Genomic DNA, 18,336 nt, shown 5'->3' on the forward strand with positions numbered 1-18,336 from the left:
CGAGGGGCCGGCCCTTGGGGTCCCTGCCGCCCTCCCTCGCGGACACGGTGGCATTGCCTGCTTTTCCCTTGTGTTGCAACACAGGAACGGCCGGCCGGGGGGAGCCGCCGTGCGACGCCGGCCCGAGGCCTGGACCGCCCGATGCAAACGCGAGGGGCTTTTTTCCAGAAACCGCTTGCCAAGGTTTTCCAGGCCTTTTATTTTCGGGGAAACTTGTCCCTGAAACCTCGGGCCGTCCCCGAAAACGCACGGAGTCTTCCATGAAACGACTGCCGCTCGTCTGGTTGTGCCTTGTCCTGTGCTGTTTGCTGCCCGCCGCCGCCCTGGCCGAAGAACGCGGCTCCAAGGAGGAGGCCATGGCCATGGTGCAAAAGGCCGTGGCCGCCATCAAGGCCGATGGCCAGGAAAAGACCTTTGCCGCCATCAGCGATTCCAAGGGACCGTTTGTCGACCGCGACCTGTATGTCGTGGTCTACGACCTGCATGGCAAGTGTCTGGCCCACGGCGCCAATGCCAAGCAAATCGGCCGGGACCTGACCGAGCTTCGCGACCCGGATGGCAAGTTCTTCATCAAGGAACGGATCGAACTGGGCAAGGCCAAAGACAATTTCTGGCAGGACTACAAATATTTAAATCCCATGACCAAGCTGATCGAACCCAAGTCCATGTACATGGAAAAGACCGGCGACCTCCTGGTCGGCTGCGGCATTTACAAGCCCTAGTGTTGCGGCCCTTGAAAAACACACCCGTGTTTTTCAAGGAAAAAACAATCATCTTCGGCAGCTATCCCTTGGAAAAGGACATCCTTTTCCAAGGGACGCGACACGAGGCCGCCCCCGGCTGGCGCATCCGGCGCTCCACAACAAACCCTGCGAGGTTGCCATGAACGGGATGCGCATGGGGACGCGGATCATCGGCGCGTTTCTCGTGGTTTCGGCCATCGCCCTGGCCGTCGGGATCATCGGCTATCGGGGCTTGCGCCAGACCTCCTCCTCCATGGAGGACATCGTCAAAAACCGGCTGCCGGGCATCCCGGCGCTCCTGCGCATCGGCACGGCCATGCGCGAGATCATCGTGGCCCAGCGGACCCTGCTCGTGCCCGGCATCGACGGCGCCTTCGCGGCCGAGCAGACCCAAACCGTGGCCCAGGCCCGGGACGCCATCCGCCAGGCCATGGACGACCTCCGGGCTACGGCCGGCACCCCGCAGGAACAGGCCCGCCTCGACGCCCTGGCGGCTGTCCTTGAAAAGACCCGCGCGGCCAACGACCGGCTCTTCGCCAAGATCCACGAGTGGGAGAAGGACAAGACCGACCTCCTGGCCACCATGGACGTCCTGGCCACCACCTCGGACATGCGGACCACCCACCGGGAAAGCCTGGCCGCCCTCGACGCCGCCATCACGGCCACCGTGGCGGCGTCCGAGGCGGTCTACCGGGAGGCCGAGGCCGGGGCCCGGGCCGATTCGCGCAACATCTTCCTCGGCATGGGCGCGGGGGCCCTGCTCGCCCTGGCCTTCGGCATCGGGCTCACCCGCATGATCACCCGTCCCCTGGCCCGGACCGTCGCCTTTGCCGAGGACGTCAGCCGCGGGGTTCTCGACCGGGAACCGGACGTGCGGTGCGGCGGGGAGATCGGGGCCCTGGCCAAGGCGCTGTCCCGCATGGTCCGCGAGCTGCGGCGTCTCTTGGCCGAGGCCCGGGAAAAGGGCGAGGAGGCGGCCCGGGAGGCCGACAAGGCCCGGGAGGCCACGGCCGCCGTGGAGCAGGCCCGCCGGGACGCGGCCGAGGCCACGCGCCAGGGCATCGTCCAGGCGGCCTCGGAAATCGAGCAGGTCGTGTCCGTGGTCACCTCGGCCTCGGAACAGCTCTCCACCCAGATCGAACTGACCAGCCAGGGCATGGACCGGCAGTCGCGGCGCCTTGGCGGCACGGCCACGGCCATGGACGACATGTCGCGGACCATCGCCGGCGTGGCCCAGAGCGCCGGCGAGGCCGCCCGCACCGCCGAGGACGCCCGGGCCAAGGCGCAAGAGGGCGAGGCCGTGGTCGGCTCGGTGGTGGCCGGCATCGGCGAGGCCCAGGCCCTGGCCCTTGGCCTCAAAAAGGACATGGCCGCCCTTGGCGGCCAGGCCGAGGGCATCGGCCGGGTCATCGGCGTCATCAACGAGATCGCGGACCAGACCAACCTCCTGGCCCTGAACGCGGCCATCGAGGCGGCCCGGGCCGGCGAGGCCGGGCGCGGTTTCGCCGTGGTCGCCGACGAGGTCCGAAAACTGGCCGAAAAGACCATGGTGGCCACCCGCGAGGTGGACACGGCCATCCGCGACATCCAGCAGGGGGCCCGCACCAACATCGAGGGCGTGGACCGGGCCGTGGCCGCCATCGAGACGTCCACCGGCCTGGCCCACACTTCGGGCGAGGCGCTGGCCGCCATCGTGCGCCTGATCGAGCTGACCTCCGGCCAGGTCCGCTCCATCGCCGAGGCCTCCCAGCGGGAGGCGGCCGAAGGCGACGAGATCGACCGCTCGATCCAGGACGTGACGGTCATCGCGGCCGAAACCGCCCAGGCCATGGGCCAGGCCACCCAGGCCGTGGCCGAGCTGGCCCGGCAGGCCCACGTGCTCCAGGAGCTCGTGGCCGACATGCAGTCCCAGTCTTAGGGTCGGCCCTCGAAGTCCGTGCAGGCCCATTTTCACCGCACCATACGGAAAAGCTGGTTCTCGTAGGGGAGCGGCACGGGCCGGCCGTCTTCGCTCCGCCCCATTTCCCCCGCCTCGCCCCTTCCCCCAAAAACAAAGGCCGCCCCCGTGAAGGGGCGGCCTCGTTTCGCCGGGTGGACGCGGATCCCCCGGCGCGATGGTCCGGCAACTAGCGGATAAACAGCATTTCCTGGTAGCTCGGCAGGGGCCACAGGTCGTCGGCCACCACGGCTTCCAGGGCGTCGGCCACGGCCCGGACCTCGTTCATGGCCGGCAGGACCGTACAGCACATGTGCTTGGCCTCGGCTAGGGTGTCGGGGGCGGTGTGCTCGAGGATCTTTTCGAGGTCCGCGATCTTGACCTGCAGCTCGCGCAGCTTGGCGGTCACGTCCTCGAGGGTCACCATCTTGTAGTCATGGCCGATGGCCTTCAGCTCGGCGCAGGTCTTGGCCAGCTCGCCCTGGTACCGCATGGCGGCCGGGAAGATGATGGTCTTGGCCATGCGCACGACCAGGGCGGCCTCGGTCTGCAGGGTCTTGACGTACTGTTCGAGGTAGATTTCCTCGCGGGACTTGAGTTCGGCTTCGCTGAAGACGCCGTAGGTGGTGAAGAGCTTGATGACCTCGGGGCTGGTCAGGGTGGGCAGGGCGTCGGGCGTGGTCTTCATGTTCGGCAGGCCGCGCTTCTCGGCTTCCTTGTGCCAGTCCTCGCAGTAGCCGTCGCCGTTGAAGACCACGGCGTCGTGCTCCTTGATGATCTCCTGGATCACGGTCTGGACGGCGGCGTTGAGCTTGCCGGCGTCGCCGCTGGTGGCCGCTTCGAGCTTGGAGGCCACGTAGTCCAGGGATTCGGCCATCATGGTGTTGAGCGCCACCTGGGAGCCGGAGATGGACTGGCAGGAGCCCACGGCCCGGAATTCGAAGCGGTTGCCGGTGAAGGCGAAGGGGCTCGTGCGGTTGCGGTCGCCCGGATCCATGGGCAGGGGCGGCAGGGTGTCGACGCCGATATTCATGACGCCCTTCTGCTTGGAGCTTTCGGCCTTGCCCTTCTTGATCTGCTCGAAGACGTCGGTCAGCTGCTCGCCGAGGTAGACGGACATGATGGCCGGCGGGGCCTCGTTGGCGCCCAGGCGATGGTCGTTGGACGGCGTGGCCACCGTGGCGCGAAGCAGGGCCCCGAACTTGTGCACGGCCCGGATGGCGGCGGCGCAGAAGACCAGGAACTGGGCGTTCTCGTGCGGGGTATCGCCCGGATCGTAGAGGCTTCCCAGTTCGGCGTTGCCGATGGAATAGTTCAGGTGCTTGCCCGAGCCGTTGATGCCGGCAAAGGGCTTTTCGTGGAGCAGGCACATGAGGCCGTAGCGCTTGGCCACGGTGCGCAGCACCGTCATGACCATCTGGTTGTGGTCGGTGGCCAGGTTGCCGGTCTCGAAGATCGGGGCGATCTCGAACTGGCTCGGGGCCACTTCGTTGTGGCGGGTCTTGACCGGCACGCCGAGCTTGTAGAGTTCACGCTCGACTTCCATCATGAAGGCCAGGACCCGGCGGGGAATGACGCCGAAGTACTGGTCCTCGAACTCCTGGCCCTTGGCGGATTTGGCGCCGAAAAGAGTCCGGCCGGCGATGAGCAGGTCCGGGCGGGCGAAGACGAAGTTGCGGTCGATGAGGAAGTATTCCTGCTCCGGTCCGGCAAAGGACACGACCGGCAGGCGGGTGGCCGTGCCGAAGAGCTTGAGGACGCGCTGGGCCTGCTTGTTCAAGGCCTGGTTGGAACGCAGAAGCGGGGTCTTCTTGTCGAGCGCCTCGCCGGTCCAGGACACGAAGGCCGTGGGGATGCACAGGAAGGTGCCGTTCGGGTTTTCCAGGATGTAGGCCGGGCTGGTCACGTCCCAGGCGGTGTAGCCGCGGGCCTCGAAGGTGGTGCGCAGGCCGCCGGACGGGAAGCTCGAGGCGTCGGGCTCGCCCTGGATCAGCATCTTGCCCGAGAATTCGGCCACGGCGCCGCCCTTGCCGTCGGGAACCAGGAAGGCGTCGTGCTTCTCGGCGGTCAGCCCGGTCAGCGGGTAGAAGACGTGGGTGAAGTGGGTGGCCCCGCGTTCAATGGCCCAGTCCTTCATGGCGTTGGCCACGGCGTCGGCGATGGACGGATCGAGCTTCTGGCCCAGTTCGATGGTCTTTTTGAGGGACTTGTAGACGTCCTTGGGCAGCCGGTCGCGCATGACCTTGTCGCTGAAAACGTTGCAGCCGAAAACCTCGGTGGGCTTGGTCTCGCTGAAGTTCAGCGGGGCATGGGACGGCTTGTAATTGATGATGGCCGAGATCGCGTCCAGACGAGCCTTGATTCCGCTCATAGGGTCCTCTTGCATTTGTGTTGAACAGGTTTCACGTGGAGACAACCGCGCCTGCGCCGCCTGCCGCCCTCCCGGCCTTTTCGCGCCGGGACCGGATACAACAAGGCGCCATGGCGAAGCGGCGACCCCGGGCCTTCCGCTTCGACGCCCGTGGCAGGTCCTGTCGCGGCCGGCAAAAAAATTTTCTGCGCCTCTCGCCACACGGCCGACATCTCTCCTTGACCGTGAGCGAACTCTCAATAATGTAAAATGCCGGTCCCGTCCAGACCGAATGCGGGGACCCGCCCCCGGCCCGTCGCAAAAGGCCGGGCCGGGCACGGGGAAGGCCGGGGCCGGATACGGTCCGACGGCACGGACAAGAGGGAAAGGGAACGGCGGGGCTAGTCGCCAAGGAGCTTTCTGATGGCCAGGAGCTCTTCGTAGACCTCCCGCAGCACGTCGCGGCCGGAGCCGGGGCCCGGGCCGGAAGCCGGGGCGGCCGACAGGCGGCGCCTGGCCCCGTCGATGGTCAGCTTCTCGTCGTAGAGGAGGGTTTTTATGCGGCGGATGAGGGCGAGATGTTCCTCGGTGTAGAGCCGCTGGCCCTTGGGGGTGCGCACCGGCACGAGCTGGGGAAACTCCGACTCCCAGAACCGCAGCACAAAAGGCTTAAGTCCCGTCAGACCGGCAATCTCGCCTATCTTGTAGGTCCTTAACGCCATAGCGGCCAAACATGCGCCAAGCCCGCCCCCGGGTCAAGCCCGGCGGCGGGCTTGACCCGGGGGCGGGCCCGGACGGGAATCCTGCCCCACGTCTTTACATGGCCCGTGGGGACTGCTACAGCCGATATGCTCGGGAAAGCCCCTGTCGTTCCCGAGCCCCGCCGCGCACCTCCGGCCACGGCGGCCGAAGGACGGCGCATCCAGGCGGCAAAGCCCAACCGAGGAGGCAAAAAAGGCCATGGCCATGCTCACCACCAAGGACGGCACACAGCTCTATTACAACGACTGGGGCACGGGCCAGCCCGTCGTGTTCAGCCACGGCTGGCCCCTTTGCGCCGACGCCTTCGAGGACCAGATGTTTTTCCTGGCCCAAAACGGCTACCGGGTCATCGCCCACGACCGCCGGGGCCACGGCCGCTCCAGCCAGCCCTGGCGCGGCAACGACCTGGACACCTATGCCGACGACCTGGCCGAACTGGTCGATGCCCTGGATCTCGGCAACGCCGTGCACATCGGCCACTCCACCGGCGGCGGCGAGGTGGTGCGCTACATCGGCCGCCACGGCACGGGCCGGGTGTCCAAGATCGTGCTGATCGGGGCCATCCCGCCGCTCATGCTCCAGACGCCGGCCAATCCGGGCGGTTTGCCGCTCTCGGTTTTCGACGCCATCCGCGACGGCGTGCTGGCCGACCGGTCCCAGTTCTTCAAGGACCTGAGCCTGCCCTTCTACGGCTACAACCGGCCCGGCGCCACGGTCTCGCAAGGCGTGCGCGACAGCTTCTGGCTCCAGGGCATGATGGCCGGCTTCCCGGCCTGCTATGACTGCATCCAGGCCTTCTCGGAAACCGACCTGACCGAGGATCTCAAAAAGATCGATGTGCCGACGCTCTTTCTGCACGGCGACGACGACCAGATCGTGCCCATCGACGCCTCGGCCCGGATGGCGGTCAAGCTGGTTACGGACGCGCGGCTCAAGGAATATCCGGGCGGCCCCCACGGCATCTGCACGACCCGGAAAAACGAAGTCAACGCCGATATCCTGGCGTTTTTGAAGCCGCAGTAGACGACAGAGGCTCCAGACTGCCGCCCCGGTCCGCCCCCCGGCTCTTTATGCCGGGGCCGGGCCACGGCCGGCGGCAGCAGGAGTGCAAAGGACGGCGCTCTTTTCCGGACCCAGGGGGGACGGGGTGGCGGGCTCTTTTCCCGCCGCCCCGCCTCTGCATGCACCGCCGGGCGGCTTTGGCCGCGTGTACCCCACCCCCGGCGCGGGGCCCGGAAATCCGGCCGGCCGTTTCCCATAAAAAAGCCCCGGCGCCAACCCGCCGGGGCTTGCTTGTGGCCGGGACGGGGCGGCAAGGCCCCGCCACGGCGTAGCGGCGGGCCGTTCGGAAAACCCCTTCCCTTGACTTCAGGCTGCATGGTTTTTATAAATTTTTTGGAGCAACCACATGAGCCTTTCCAAAAAGTCCAAGGCCGACTCGCGGTGTCCGCCTCCCTCCCCGCCCCCTTCGGCATGCGCCCCCAATGCAGGGGACAACGCCATTGTGGTGACGATCACCTCCGCTGCCGCAGGTTCACCGGCCAAAGGCTCTGTTCTGTCCGAAAAAATGACCCTCCGGATGGGACGACCCCGGAAACCCTCCTGGTCGTCTCCACTCAGGGAACCGAGAGGCCCTTTCAAGGAGCAGCCCGCCGGGACGCGCTCACGACACAAGCTCGCCTCCCGTTTGCTCGGACGTGCCGCCGAGGTCCTTGGCGGCGAGGAGCAGGCGCGGCAGTGGCTCACCAGCCCCAACACGCTTTTCGACGGCCGCGCGCCCATCGACTACGCCGAGACAGCCGAAGGGATGGCCCTTGTCCTCGATGTCCTCGGACGCATCGAATACGGCGTCTTTAGTTGATGGAGGCCTGGCACGTCTTTCGGGCCAGGCACGCGGCAACCGCCTTGTCAGGCGAAGGCGCGCGCCTCTACGGAGGCCGCTGGAACGACAAAGGGACGAGCACGGTCTATGCGGCCTCGTCCCTTTCCTTTGCCTGTCTCGAAATCCTCGTCCACGTCCCGCGCTCGGCGGACCTCCTGCGGCAGTACGCCTGCATCCGCCTGGAGTTCGACGCCCGATTGGTCCAACGCGTTTCCGTGGCCGCTTTGCCGGTGGATTGGCAGCGACCGGAACACCCCGCCTGCAAAAAAATCGGCGAGGCGTGGGCGAAGGGGAAGACAACGCCGGTTTTGGCGGTTCCAAGCGCCCTCATTCCCCAGGAAACCAACTACCTGCTCAATCCTCTGCACTCCGCCATGGCCCTGATCGGGGTCTCTCCGCCGACACCTTTCGCCTTCGACCCCCGTCTAGCCAAGTAGTCTTGTCCGCTCCCGCCTCTCTCCGGTGCGGCCGGTCAAGGACGGGAACAGGTGCGGCCAGCCACCCCCCGCCGCTACGGCCGCGTCACCGGCAGGCTGGCAAGGACCGCCTGGGCGAGCCCCTCGTGGACCTTGTCCACGTCCTTGTCCTTGAGCGTCTTCTCGGCGTGGCGGTAGGTGAGGCGGAAGGTCAGGCGACGGTCGGTCCCGTCTTCCGGTTTGTAGGCGTCGATGAGCTGCACGTCCTCGAAAATGGGGGCCTTGGCCTCCCGGATGGCGGCCAGGACCGCGCCCACGGTCACGCCGGCCGGGGCGGCCAGGGTGATGTCGCGCCGCACGGGCGGAAATCCCGGCAGCGGCGCGAACCCGGGCTTGTAGCCTGTGGCCAGGGCGAAAAGCAGGTCCAGGTCCAGCTCGGCCAGCCACAGGGCGGTCCGGGCGTGGAAGGCGTCGGCCACCTCGGGCGCCACCTGGCCAATGAGCCCGAGACGCTTGTCCCCGAGCCGGACCTCGACCTGGGGGGCCAGCCATTGCAGGGTCTCTTCCCGGACGAAGGCCGCCTCGGGCAGGTGGAGATGCCGCAAAAGCCCCTCGACCAGGCCTTTGATGTCGGCGTAGCCCGCCTCCTCGTCCCGGGGCCAGGGCCAGCCCTCGGGATGGCGCGCGCCGTGCAGCACCAGGCCGAGCCGGCCGGCTTCCCGGGCCGTGGACTCGGCCTCGGCGTCGGCGGTGAAAATCCGGGCCACTTCAAAGAGCCGCAGGTTGGCGTTGCCCTGGGCCAGGTTGTGGCGCACGGAGCCAAGAAGCCCCGGCGCCAGCATGGGCCGCATGACGTTCTGGTCCTCGGACAGGGGATTGGCCACCGACACCCGGCAGGCGGCGTCCAGGCACAGGAGATCCAGGTCGCCGTGGCCGACGAAGCTGTAGTTGACGGCCTCGCGAAGCCCGACCCCCACGCAGTAGGCCCGCACCCTGGCCCAGAAGCCGAATTCCGTTTCCCCGGGCACCTCGTCCAGGGACTTGGACACCCTGGGCAGGCGGGGCGCGATCCTATCCAGGCCGTAGACCCGGCCCACTTCCTCGATCAGGTCGGCCTCGCGTTCGAGGTCCAGGCGGAAAGGCGGCGGGGTCACGACCATGACGCCAGTCGGATCGGTGCCGGTCAGTTCGCAGCCCAGGGCGGCGAGCGTCTTGCGGCAGAAGGCCTCGGGCATGTCCTCGCCAAGGAGCATGGTGGCCCGGGCCGGCCGGAAACCGATGGCGCGCGGCATAAAGGGCCTGGGTTCGGCCAGGGCCACGCCGGGCAGGGCCATGCCGCCGGCGGTTTCGAGCATCAGGGCCACGGCCCGGTTCATGGCGTAGACCGAACCGACCTGGTCCACCCCGCGCTCGAACCGGTAGGAGGCCTCGCTCGGAAGCGACAGGCGGCGGGCGGTCTTGCGGATGGCGCCCGGGCGAAAGACCGCGCATTCGAGGAGCACGTCCGTGCTTCCCGCCTCCATTTCGCTCACGGCTCCGCCCATGACCCCGGCCAGGGCCACGGGCTTTTCGGCGTCGCAGATGAGGAGATCCCGGACGGTGAGGCTTCTTTCCTGGCCGTCCAGGGTGGTGATCCGCTCGCCTTCGGCGGCGTTTCGGACCTTGACCAGGTTGCCGGCGAGTTTTTTCCGGTCAAAGGCGTGCAGGGGCTGGCCGAGCTCGAAAAGGACGTAGTTGGTGGCGTCGACGATGTTGGAGATGGGCCGCTGGCCGATGGCCAGAAGCCGCCAGCGGATGCGGTCCGGGGACGGGCCGACCGTGACGCCGGAAAGGAGCTTGGCCCGGTAGACCGGGCACTCGGCCGGATCCGTGATCTCGATGGCCACTTCCATGCCCGCGTCCGGCCCGGCTTCCGGGTAGGACACCTCGGGCAGGGTCAGGGGCAGGTCGAAGGCCATGGCCGTTTCCCGGGCGATGCCAAGGACGCTCAGACAATCGGCCCGGTTGGGCGTGATGGAGACGTCGAGCACGCAGGTGTCGAGGCCGAGGGCCTCGGGCAGGGGCGCCCCGACCTTGCACGTCCCGGGCAGGACCATGATGCCGCCGCTGCGCTCCTCGGCCAGTCCCAGCTCGGATTCCGAGCAGATCATGCCAAAGGACTCCTGGCCCCGGATCTTGCCTTTCTTGATGACAAGGCCCCCGGGCAGGGACACGCCCACCGTGGCCACGGGCACGAGCTGGCCGGCGGCGACGTTCGGCGCGCCGCAGACGATGGAAAGGACTTCCGGGCCGCCGACGTCCACGGTGCAGCAGGACAGGTGGTCGGAGTCGGGATGCGGCGCGCAGGTCAGGACCTTGCCGACCACCACGCCCATGATGGCCTCGAAGGGATTTTTGATCTCCTCGATTTCGAGGCCGAGCATGGTGAGCCTGTCGGCCAGCTCCTGCGGCGTGCCGGCATAGGGCGTGAATTCGCGAAGCCAGGAAAGACTGAGCAGCATGATGATGTGCCTCCGGCGGCCGGGGAGGGAACCCCTTTTTGCAAAAAGGGGTTCCCTCCCCGGACCCCACCCTCCCTAAAAACTCTCCACGGGGTAGGCGGAGCGTTGGCCAGGAAGGGGCCTGGGCTGTGCCCAGGCGGGTTCGGGGGGAAGCCCCTGATTAAAACTGGCTGAGAAAACGAATGTCGTTTTCGAAAAACATCCGCAGGTCGCCGATGCCGTACTTGAGCATGGTGACGCGCTCCACGCCCATGCCGAAGGCGAAACCGGTGTAGCGCTCGGTGTCGTAGCCCACGGCGGCAAACACGTTGGGGTCGACCATGCCGCAGCCGAGGATCTCGACGAACCCGGTCCCCTTGCACACCCGGCAGCCGCCGGCCGCGGTCGAGCCCTTGCCGCCGCACAGGACGCACGAGATGTCCACCTCGGCGCTCGGCTCGGTAAAGGGGAAAAAGCTTGGCCGGAACCGGACCTTGGTGGCCGGCCCGAAGATGCGGCGCACGAAGGCGGTCAGCGTGCCGCGCAGATCGGCCATGGACACGCCCTCGTCCACGAGGAGCCCCTCGATCTGATGGAACATGGGCGTGTGGGTGAGATCCGAGTCCCGGCGGTAGACCTTGCCCGGGGCGATGACCGCGATGGGCGGCTTTTGGGCCAGCATGGTGCGGATCTGGAGCGGCGAGGTGTGGGTGCGCAGCACCACCGCGTCGGAGATGTACAGCGTGTCCTGCATGTCCCGGGCCGGGTGCTCGGGAGGCATGTTGAGGGCTTCGAAATTGTAGTAGTCGGTCTCGATCTCCGGGCCGGTGACGATGGAAAAGCCGAGTTCACCAAGGGCCTTGCAGATCTCGGCCGTGACCAGGGTCACGGGGTGCAGGCTTCCGGCAAAGGGGGCGAGTCCCGGGGTGGTGGGATCGAAATCGGCCAGTTCCGCCTGGCGGGCCAAACGGGAAAGCGCCGCCAGCCGGGCCTCGTAAAGGCCGGTCAGCGACTCCTTGACCGTGTTGGCGGCCCGTCCGGCCTCGCGCCGGCCGTCGGCGTCAAGGGCCGGCAGCTGGGCCATGAGCCCGGCCAGCCGGCCCTTGCGGCCAAGGTAGGCGACCCGGATCTCCTCGAGGTCCTCAAGCGCCAAGGCCTGGTCGAGACGCGCGGCGCACTCCCCGACCAGGCCCTCAAGCTCGACAACGAGCGTGGGTCTGCTGCCCACTTTAGGCCGCCTTGGATTTGGCCAGCTCCACCAGCTTCTGGAAGCCGTCCTTTTCGCGCACGGCCATGTCGGCCAGGACCTTGCGGTCGAGTTCCACGCCGGCCAGGATCAGGCCGCGCATGAACACGCTGTAGGACAGGCCGTTTTCCCGGGCCGCGGCATTGATGCGGATGATCCAGAGCTTGCGCATCTGGCGCTTTCTCTGCTTGCGGTCGCGGTAGGCGTAGACGAGCGAGCGCTCGGCGACTTCGCGTGCGGTTTCGTACAGCTTGCTGCGGGCTCCGACGTAGCCCTTGGCCATCTTCAAATATTTCTTGTGCCGTTTGTGTGCGGCTTGTCCACGTTTGACGCGCATGGTGTAAGCTCCTTATGCGTGGTATGAGCGGCGCCCGACGCTAGGCGTAGGGCAGAAGCCGGCGCACGGCCTTGACGTTGGCCGAATCGACCAGGGCGCCCTGGCCCAGGCGGCGCGAGCGCTTGGCGTTTTTCTTGGTCAGGATATGGCGCAGGTTCTGGCGGCGGCGGGTGAACTTGCCGGAACCGGTCTTGCCAAAGCGCTTGGCCGCGCTGCGGTTGGTTTTCATCTTGGGCATGCGGGACTCCTTTGACCGCGCGGTTTTTAGGCCGGCGCGGGGGTTTTCTTCACGAGCGGGGCGAGCAGCATGGTCATCATGCGCCCTTCGGTGCGCGGCTCCTGCTCCACCTTGGCCGTTTCCCCCAGATCCGCCACCACCCGATGCAGGATGATGAGCCCCCGATCCTTGTGCACGATTTCGCGGCCGCGGAAAAACACCGTGACCTTGCAACGATCGCCCTCTTCGAGAAAACGGCGAATGTGCTTGAGCTTGGTCTGGTAATCGTGCTCGTCGGTTTTGGGCCGGACCTTGATTTCCTTGAGCAGGACCGTCGTCGATTTCTTCCGGGCCTCCTGCAGCTTTTTCTGCTGCTGGTATTTAAATCGCCCGAAATCCATGATCCTGCACACGGGCGGCTCGGCATTGGGCGCGACCTCGACAAGATCGAGTCCCTTTTCCTGAGCCATGCGCAACGCCTCGCTGGTGGGAATGATACCCACCTGCTCGCCGTCATCGGCTATCACCCGTACTTCACGGGCCCGAATCCGGTGGTTGCACCGGGGGTCACTACTGGGAGCGGAAGTTATAGCGCATCCCTCCACGCTTAAACGGTTCCTGGCAATCGGCCGTGATGAGCAGCACTACCTCGTCGAGGGTCTTGACTCCAAGATTGTCCCCGGACCGCAGCCGCACGTTCAGGCCGCCGAGCTCCTTTTCCTTGTCCCCTGCCACGAGCATGTAGGGGATCTTCTCCACCTGGGCCTCGCGAACCTTGAAGCCCAGTTTCTCGTTGCGATCATCGAGTTCGGCCCGGATGCCGGCTTCGAGAAGCCGGGCCAGGGCCTGTTCCGCAAATTCTTTCTGCGCGTCCGTCACGATGAGGATGCGGGCCTGGACCGGCGCGAGCCATGTCGGCAAGGCCCCGGCGGTGTGCTCGATCAGGACGCCGAGGAAGCGTTCGACCGCCCCGAGGATGACCCGGTGGAGCATCACGGGCCGCTTACGCTCCCCATCTGCATCCGTATAGACGAGATCGAAGCGATCCGGCAAGGTAAAGTCGCACTGCACGGTGGCGCACTGCCACCGGCGCTCTAAGGCATCCTTGAGCTTGATGTCAATCTTGGGTCCGTAAAACGCGCCGTCGCCCTCGTTGATGTCGTAAGGCAGGCCAAGCGACTCCAGGGCGTCGGTCAGGGCCTTGGTGGCCCGCTCCCAGTCCTCGTCCGCGCCGATGGACTTCTCCGGCCGGGTGGACAGCTCGACCTCGTAGTCGAAGCCGAAAAGCCCGACCACGTCCTGGACGAACTTGATCACACCCGTGATCTCTTCGAGCAGCTGGTCCGGGCGGCACAGGATATGGGCGTCGTCCTGGGTGAACTGGCGCACCCGCAAAAGTCCGTGGAGCACACCCGACTTCTCGTGGCGGTGGACCACGCCGAGTTCGAAATAGCGCTGGGGCAGGTCGCGGTAGCTGCGGATGCGCGACTTGTAGATGAGCATGTGCGCCAGGCAGTTCATGGGCTTGATGCCGTAGGACTGCTCGTCGATCTCGGTGAAGTACATGTTCTCGCGGTAGTTGTCGTAGTGGCCGGACCGCTCCCACAACTCGCGGCGCAAAATCAGCGGACCGCGCACCAGGCTGTAGCCGCGCTTCAGGTGTTCCCGGCGCTCGAAATCCTCGAGAATGGTGCGCACCAGTTCGCCCTTGGGATGCCAGATGGGCATGCCGGCCCCGACTTCCTCGGAAAAGCTGAAAAGGTCGAGCTGGGTGCCAAGCTTTCTGTGATCGCGCTTTTTCGCCTCTTCCAGGTGCTTGAGGTAGGTCTTGAGGTCGGCCTCGGAGGCGAAGGCCGTGCCGTAGATCCGCTGGAGCATGGGCCGCTTTTCGTCGCCGCGCCAGTAGGCGCCGGCCACGGAAAGAAGCTTGACCGCCCGGACCATGCCCGTGGTCGGCACGTGCGGCCCCCGGCACAGATCCGTGAAGAGACCGTGGCGGTAGAGCGAGACCGTGTCGCCGACGATGTTCTCGTCCATGATCTCAAGCTTGTAGCTCTCGCCCTGGGAGGCGAAAAGTGCCTTGGCGTCGGCCTTGGGCACGTAGGTGCAGGAAAAAGGATGATTGGCGGCGATGCTTGCGCGCATCTCCGCCTCAATGGCTTCGAGGTCCTCGGGGGTGAACGGCCGCTCGAAGGCGAAATCGTAGTAGAAGCCGTTCTCGATGGCCGGGCCGATGGTGACCTGGACGGACGGGAAGAGCTTTTTGACGGCCTCGGCCATGATGTGGGCGGCCGAGTGGCGGATGATGGAGAGGCCCAGGGGCGAGTCGACGGCAACCGGTTCGAGTTCGCGGGCGTCCTCGGGCAGGGGCGCGGTCATATCAACGGGCTGGCCGTTGACCAAGCAGGCCACGGAATTTTTGAAACGCTTGCCGGAAATGGCGCGAGAAAGGACCTGGCCGCACGATTCGCCGGCCGCCGCTTCCAGGGAAGTATCCTCGATTGTGACCTGCACGTCGCCTTCTCCGCAGGGGATTTGGCCCCCCCACCGCTCTATAAAGAAAGGGAGGCCGAAGCCTCCCTGTGCTTACATGGTAGGAACGGGGAGATTTGAACTCCCGACCCCTTGCGTGTCAAGCAAGTGCTCTCCCCCTGAGCTACGCTCCTATAAACAGAATCAGGGAAGGGGATATCTATTCCGAACTCTTCCCGAAGTCAACCCTAAATTTTCCATTCCCCAGAAATTTTCGGGTACCAAAGACGTTGGCGCTTGTTGGCTCGTCGTTGGTCGGAGGGGACTACACTCCCACGGGGTGGGAGGTCAAGAAATTTTTCGTGGGGAGGTTGAGAAAAAGGACGTTGGAGAAAGGTTGTTATTGTAAATAATTAATTATTTAAATATGTTGGCTGAAGAATACGCTTATGTACCAACGGGCAAAAGGTTAAACTAACAAACAACTGTTGGCCTCATCATCAATCTAAATAGCTGGACAATTGACTTTGGGAAAGAACTATTAACTTACACCTCTAAGGTGACGAATAAGTCGAGGCAAATCAAAATCTATTCTTCTATTTTCCCAGCCTCTTAATATTTTCGCAATGTTTTCATCTGATTCATTTGCAAGCCATCCCATTACATCCATTTGCATCTTATGGCGATTTTTATAATAATAGTCAGCTAATCTGGTCGCATCTACTCGTTCAAAATCCATTTTCACGAGTCTAAACGCATCAAAACTTGAAACTCCCGCGTCTACCAAGTAAGCAACGGATAAGACTTCTCCACTATAACAAGCCAATCCCCTCCTCGTACATTCATCCTCAAGCAAACAATGAAAAGCATAAATCCCCCATGGCAATATATATTGCACTCGAGAGTAAATTACAGACACCAATTCCTCAAGCGAACTATCAAATCCGGCTTCTTTTTTAACCGCTGCCAAAGGGATTCCAGACAGCCATTTGAGTACAACATCTGACATAAAACTTTGCAGTTTCCCCCCTTCTATTTCCGCCATTCTTTTAACTATCGGACGAATCAAATATTCAACTTGATCAAAATTAAGCCTTCCACCATGCATGACTCCGCTCATATTTTCAATCTTCCAATCGTCAAGCGAAGCTATGTAATTGCACAACTCTGATACTGTTTCTAGAGATAAACCAAGCTGAGCGAGTAATTCAACCGGTGGAGAGTTGTCTTTAGCTATGAAAGAATCAACAACTTCATTTTGAGCCAAAAAAAACTTCAAAGAAGCAACTTTTTCGTCAGCCGACAAAAAACAGTAAGCAAACGTTCCTTCTAAGATTGACTCAATATTTATATCAATTTTCGTAGCTTTAGCATGGATAAGACCAGTACGCAACAAATTGACAGCGCCTTTAACTTTTCTTGGAGCTCCATTAGGCAATACTGTTTCAGTAAAATCTTTAAATTCAAATTGTCCCGCCTCAATTATTTCTAAAATTTCCTTAAGTGCCTTAGCAAGAGCACTTTCTACTGGTGTAGATTTAAAGAGAGATGGTTCCAAGTAATCATCAATCACCGCATCAATTTTATCTAAGCCTAAACTTGGTTCGAAAAGAATGGCTTGTCCCTCTTTATCATATCCAGGTCGTCCAGCTCGACCGGCAATATTCCAAAAATTTCTTGGAGTGACCGGTGAATACTTTGAAGGTCTACCTTTTTCTGGAGGTTCTCGTAGAGCCAATGATTGTACGATAACCGAAGAAAATGGAAAATTTACACCTTCCGCTAATGTTGTGGTAGCAAAAACATATTTAATTAAACCAATTTTAATTGCATCCTCGACGGCACATCGAACTCTAGGCGGAAGCCCTGCATGGTGATATGCTATTCTGTGTTTGATTAAACTCCTCATTTCAACGACACTATCCATTTCCCTTTCAAGACGCGAATCTAAACGCAAGTACTCATCACTGAAGAGCTCCTCTTTTGTCAGACATGGCAGCACAGATTTTTCGTCTAGCCATTTTTTCATTGACTTTGCAATATTTTGGCTTGTTTTTTTTCCTTTAGCAACAGTCAACACTGGTCCTGCAATTGAAAGCCTTTCTGCAAGCTGTACTAATTGCCGTTCTTGTGTTTTTTCAGGATTAGAAACAATTTGAAGGTCTAATATTCCTGGGTATTCTATTATGCCCCGTTTGTTTCTAATCTTATAAATTCCAACACGCATTCTTGTTGATCTATTATCAAGCACAATATCACGTGGGTTCTTTCCTACCCAGCGTGTCAAATCTCCGAGATTCGGAGCCACAGCAGAAAGGAACACAATTCTAGGAGGATTAGCATAATAATTTTTTAGTCTCCAAATATAAAGCTCCAACAAACTGCCACGGGTTCCGGACTCAATATGATGCGCTTCATCAATCACTATCAACGAAACTAACTGGAGAAAATCAACACCTAGGCGCAAAAGCAAATCTGCCTTCTCAGGTGTCAGCACAACAACCGAAGCTGTTTCGAGTTTTTCTTCTTCATCTGAACTCAATTCAGACAGTTGTGGCGTCACTTCTGCTACATAAATCTCAAGAATATTAAATGCACTACTTAAATCTTTAACAACCTCATACACCAGCGCTCTTGAAGGTACAATATAAAGTACTTTTGATTGCCTCTTCTTATATAGTGTCTCTAGAATCAATAACCTTGCCAAAAAAGTCTTCCCGGTTCCTGTGGGAGATGCAAACCCCCAACTATCATATTTAGTATCAAGAAGACCATTTCTCAAAGCCTGAACTTGAGAATTCCAAAATTCAGCAGGAAAACCAATAATTTTTAGCAAACTAAATATGGAATTTTCAACATTTTCTCTCGTTGAAAGTGCTAAACGTTTTAATAGAACAGCTTTCAGGGCATTGAGTTCTGAACAAGTTAGCTCCACCGAATTATGCTTCGCAATATCAGCCAAACATCCAACAAGAAAATGGTCTTTTACGATTGATTCGCCCTGCTCATAGCGTGAAAGTTGGATCGAATCACTGGAGAGAACCAAACTAGAAATATTCTTTGTCTTATCTGCATTTTCCTCTAAATAGTTTGTAAAAGAAAAATCACTCACAAGAGACCTAAACGGGCCCTTCCGAACAAAAAAATCTTTTAAAATGGGATGAATCATCTCATCCTTTAAGATTGAAGCAGAAAGGCTGGGTAAATCAGCTAATTCGTACAATATTGCTGCACGCATTTTAAGCTTTTGCACAGTCCTTTCGCACAATGTCTTTACATTCGATAAATTTTCAGATATTTCTGCAGCAATACGAATCACTTTTCTTGAAGAGTCCATATCCCAATCTGGCACGCTTACAAGTACACATTCGATGAAGTATGCCAATCTTGAAACTGATGTATCAAACGGAAAAATTGCTTGATCCAGGCGATTAATAATAAGCGACCGCTTAACCCATGCCCAATCTGCCACAAAAGACGTCTCTTTCATGGAAG

General features: G+C 61.4%; 14 protein-coding genes and 1 tRNA gene. 5 read left to right on the forward strand and 10 right to left on the reverse strand.

Annotation, left to right across the window (positions count from 1 at the left end; genetic code table 11):
• The first annotated feature begins 260 nt into the window (after positions 1 to 260).
• On the forward strand, positions 261 to 722 hold the full coding sequence (locus DFW101_RS09635; RefSeq protein ID WP_009181322.1) for a cache domain-containing protein: 462 nt from the start codon (positions 261 to 263) through the stop codon (positions 720 to 722).
• Positions 723 to 882: 160 nt separating this feature from the next.
• Entirely contained in the window at positions 883 to 2,661 is a 1,779-nt protein-coding gene (locus DFW101_RS09640; RefSeq protein WP_009181323.1) for a methyl-accepting chemotaxis protein, read from the forward strand.
• 208 nt (positions 2,662 to 2,869) lie between these two features.
• Here DFW101_RS09640 and DFW101_RS09645 read toward each other — a convergent pair whose 3' ends face one another.
• Positions 2,870 to 5,050 (reverse strand): glutamine synthetase III family protein, encoded by a 2,181-nt coding sequence (locus DFW101_RS09645; protein ID WP_009181324.1) that lies wholly within the window; start codon positions 5,048 to 5,050, stop codon positions 2,870 to 2,872.
• 380 nt (positions 5,051 to 5,430) lie between these two features.
• On the reverse strand, positions 5,431 to 5,751 hold the full coding sequence (locus tag DFW101_RS09650; RefSeq protein ID WP_009181325.1) for a MerR family transcriptional regulator: 321 nt from the start codon (positions 5,749 to 5,751) through the stop codon (positions 5,431 to 5,433).
• 238 nt (positions 5,752 to 5,989) lie between these two features.
• Here DFW101_RS09650 and DFW101_RS09655 point away from each other — a divergent pair, with 238 nt between their 5' ends.
• The 3 genes from DFW101_RS09655 (at position 5,990) to DFW101_RS09665 (ending at position 8,110) form a co-directional block, all read left to right on the forward strand.
• Positions 5,990 to 6,814, forward strand: a complete 825-nt coding sequence (locus tag DFW101_RS09655; RefSeq protein ID WP_009181326.1) for an alpha/beta fold hydrolase — start codon at positions 5,990 to 5,992, stop codon at positions 6,812 to 6,814.
• A 664-nt stretch (positions 6,815 to 7,478) separates the two neighbouring features.
• Positions 7,479 to 7,652, forward strand: a complete 174-nt coding sequence (locus DFW101_RS19490; protein WP_157137632.1) for an MbcA/ParS/Xre antitoxin family protein — start codon at positions 7,479 to 7,481, stop codon at positions 7,650 to 7,652.
• On the forward strand, positions 7,652 to 8,110 hold the full coding sequence (locus DFW101_RS09665) for an RES family NAD+ phosphorylase (RefSeq protein WP_009181328.1): 459 nt from the start codon (positions 7,652 to 7,654) through the stop codon (positions 8,108 to 8,110). The genes DFW101_RS19490 and DFW101_RS09665 overlap by 1 nt, the downstream gene beginning before the upstream one ends.
• A gap of 74 nt (positions 8,111 to 8,184) precedes the next feature.
• On the opposite strand, the gene pheT is transcribed toward DFW101_RS09665, so the two are convergent.
• The 8 genes from pheT to DFW101_RS19495 form a co-directional block, all read right to left on the reverse strand.
• Positions 8,185 to 10,590 (reverse strand): phenylalanine--tRNA ligase subunit beta, encoded by a 2,406-nt coding sequence (pheT, locus tag DFW101_RS09670; protein ID WP_009181329.1) that lies wholly within the window; start codon positions 10,588 to 10,590, stop codon positions 8,185 to 8,187.
• Positions 10,591 to 10,750: 160 nt separating this feature from the next.
• Positions 10,751 to 11,797 carry a phenylalanine--tRNA ligase subunit alpha gene (gene pheS / locus DFW101_RS09675; RefSeq protein WP_009181330.1) on the reverse strand — a complete coding sequence of 349 codons (1,047 nt, stop codon included), beginning with the start codon at positions 11,795 to 11,797 and terminating at the stop codon, positions 10,751 to 10,753.
• 1 nt (position 11,798) lies between these two features.
• A complete protein-coding gene (gene rplT, locus DFW101_RS09680; protein WP_009110425.1) occupies positions 11,799 to 12,152 on the reverse strand; it encodes a 50S ribosomal protein L20 in 354 nt (117 codons plus the stop codon).
• A gap of 40 nt (positions 12,153 to 12,192) precedes the next feature.
• On the reverse strand, positions 12,193 to 12,390 hold the full coding sequence (gene rpmI, locus DFW101_RS09685; RefSeq protein WP_009110426.1) for a 50S ribosomal protein L35: 198 nt from the start codon (positions 12,388 to 12,390) through the stop codon (positions 12,193 to 12,195).
• Between the two features lie 26 nt (positions 12,391 to 12,416).
• Entirely contained in the window at positions 12,417 to 12,959 is a 543-nt protein-coding gene (infC, locus tag DFW101_RS09690; protein ID WP_009181331.1) for a translation initiation factor IF-3, read from the reverse strand.
• Positions 12,940 to 14,883, reverse strand: a complete 1,944-nt coding sequence (thrS, locus tag DFW101_RS09695; RefSeq protein WP_009181332.1) for a threonine--tRNA ligase — start codon at positions 14,881 to 14,883, stop codon at positions 12,940 to 12,942. Before thrS ends, infC begins: the two co-directional genes overlap by 20 nt.
• Before the next feature lie 77 nt (positions 14,884 to 14,960).
• Positions 14,961 to 15,035: transfer RNA gene (locus DFW101_RS09700), tRNA-Val, on the reverse strand.
• Between the two features lie 347 nt (positions 15,036 to 15,382).
• On the reverse strand, positions 15,383 to 18,331 hold the full coding sequence (locus tag DFW101_RS19495; protein ID WP_009181333.1) for a DEAD/DEAH box helicase: 2,949 nt from the start codon (positions 18,329 to 18,331) through the stop codon (positions 15,383 to 15,385).
• Positions 18,332 to 18,336: the final 5 nt, after the last annotated feature.

Source organism: Solidesulfovibrio carbinoliphilus subsp. oakridgensis, from assembly GCF_000177215.2.
GTDB lineage: Bacteria > Desulfobacterota > Desulfovibrionia > Desulfovibrionales > Desulfovibrionaceae > Solidesulfovibrio > Solidesulfovibrio carbinoliphilus.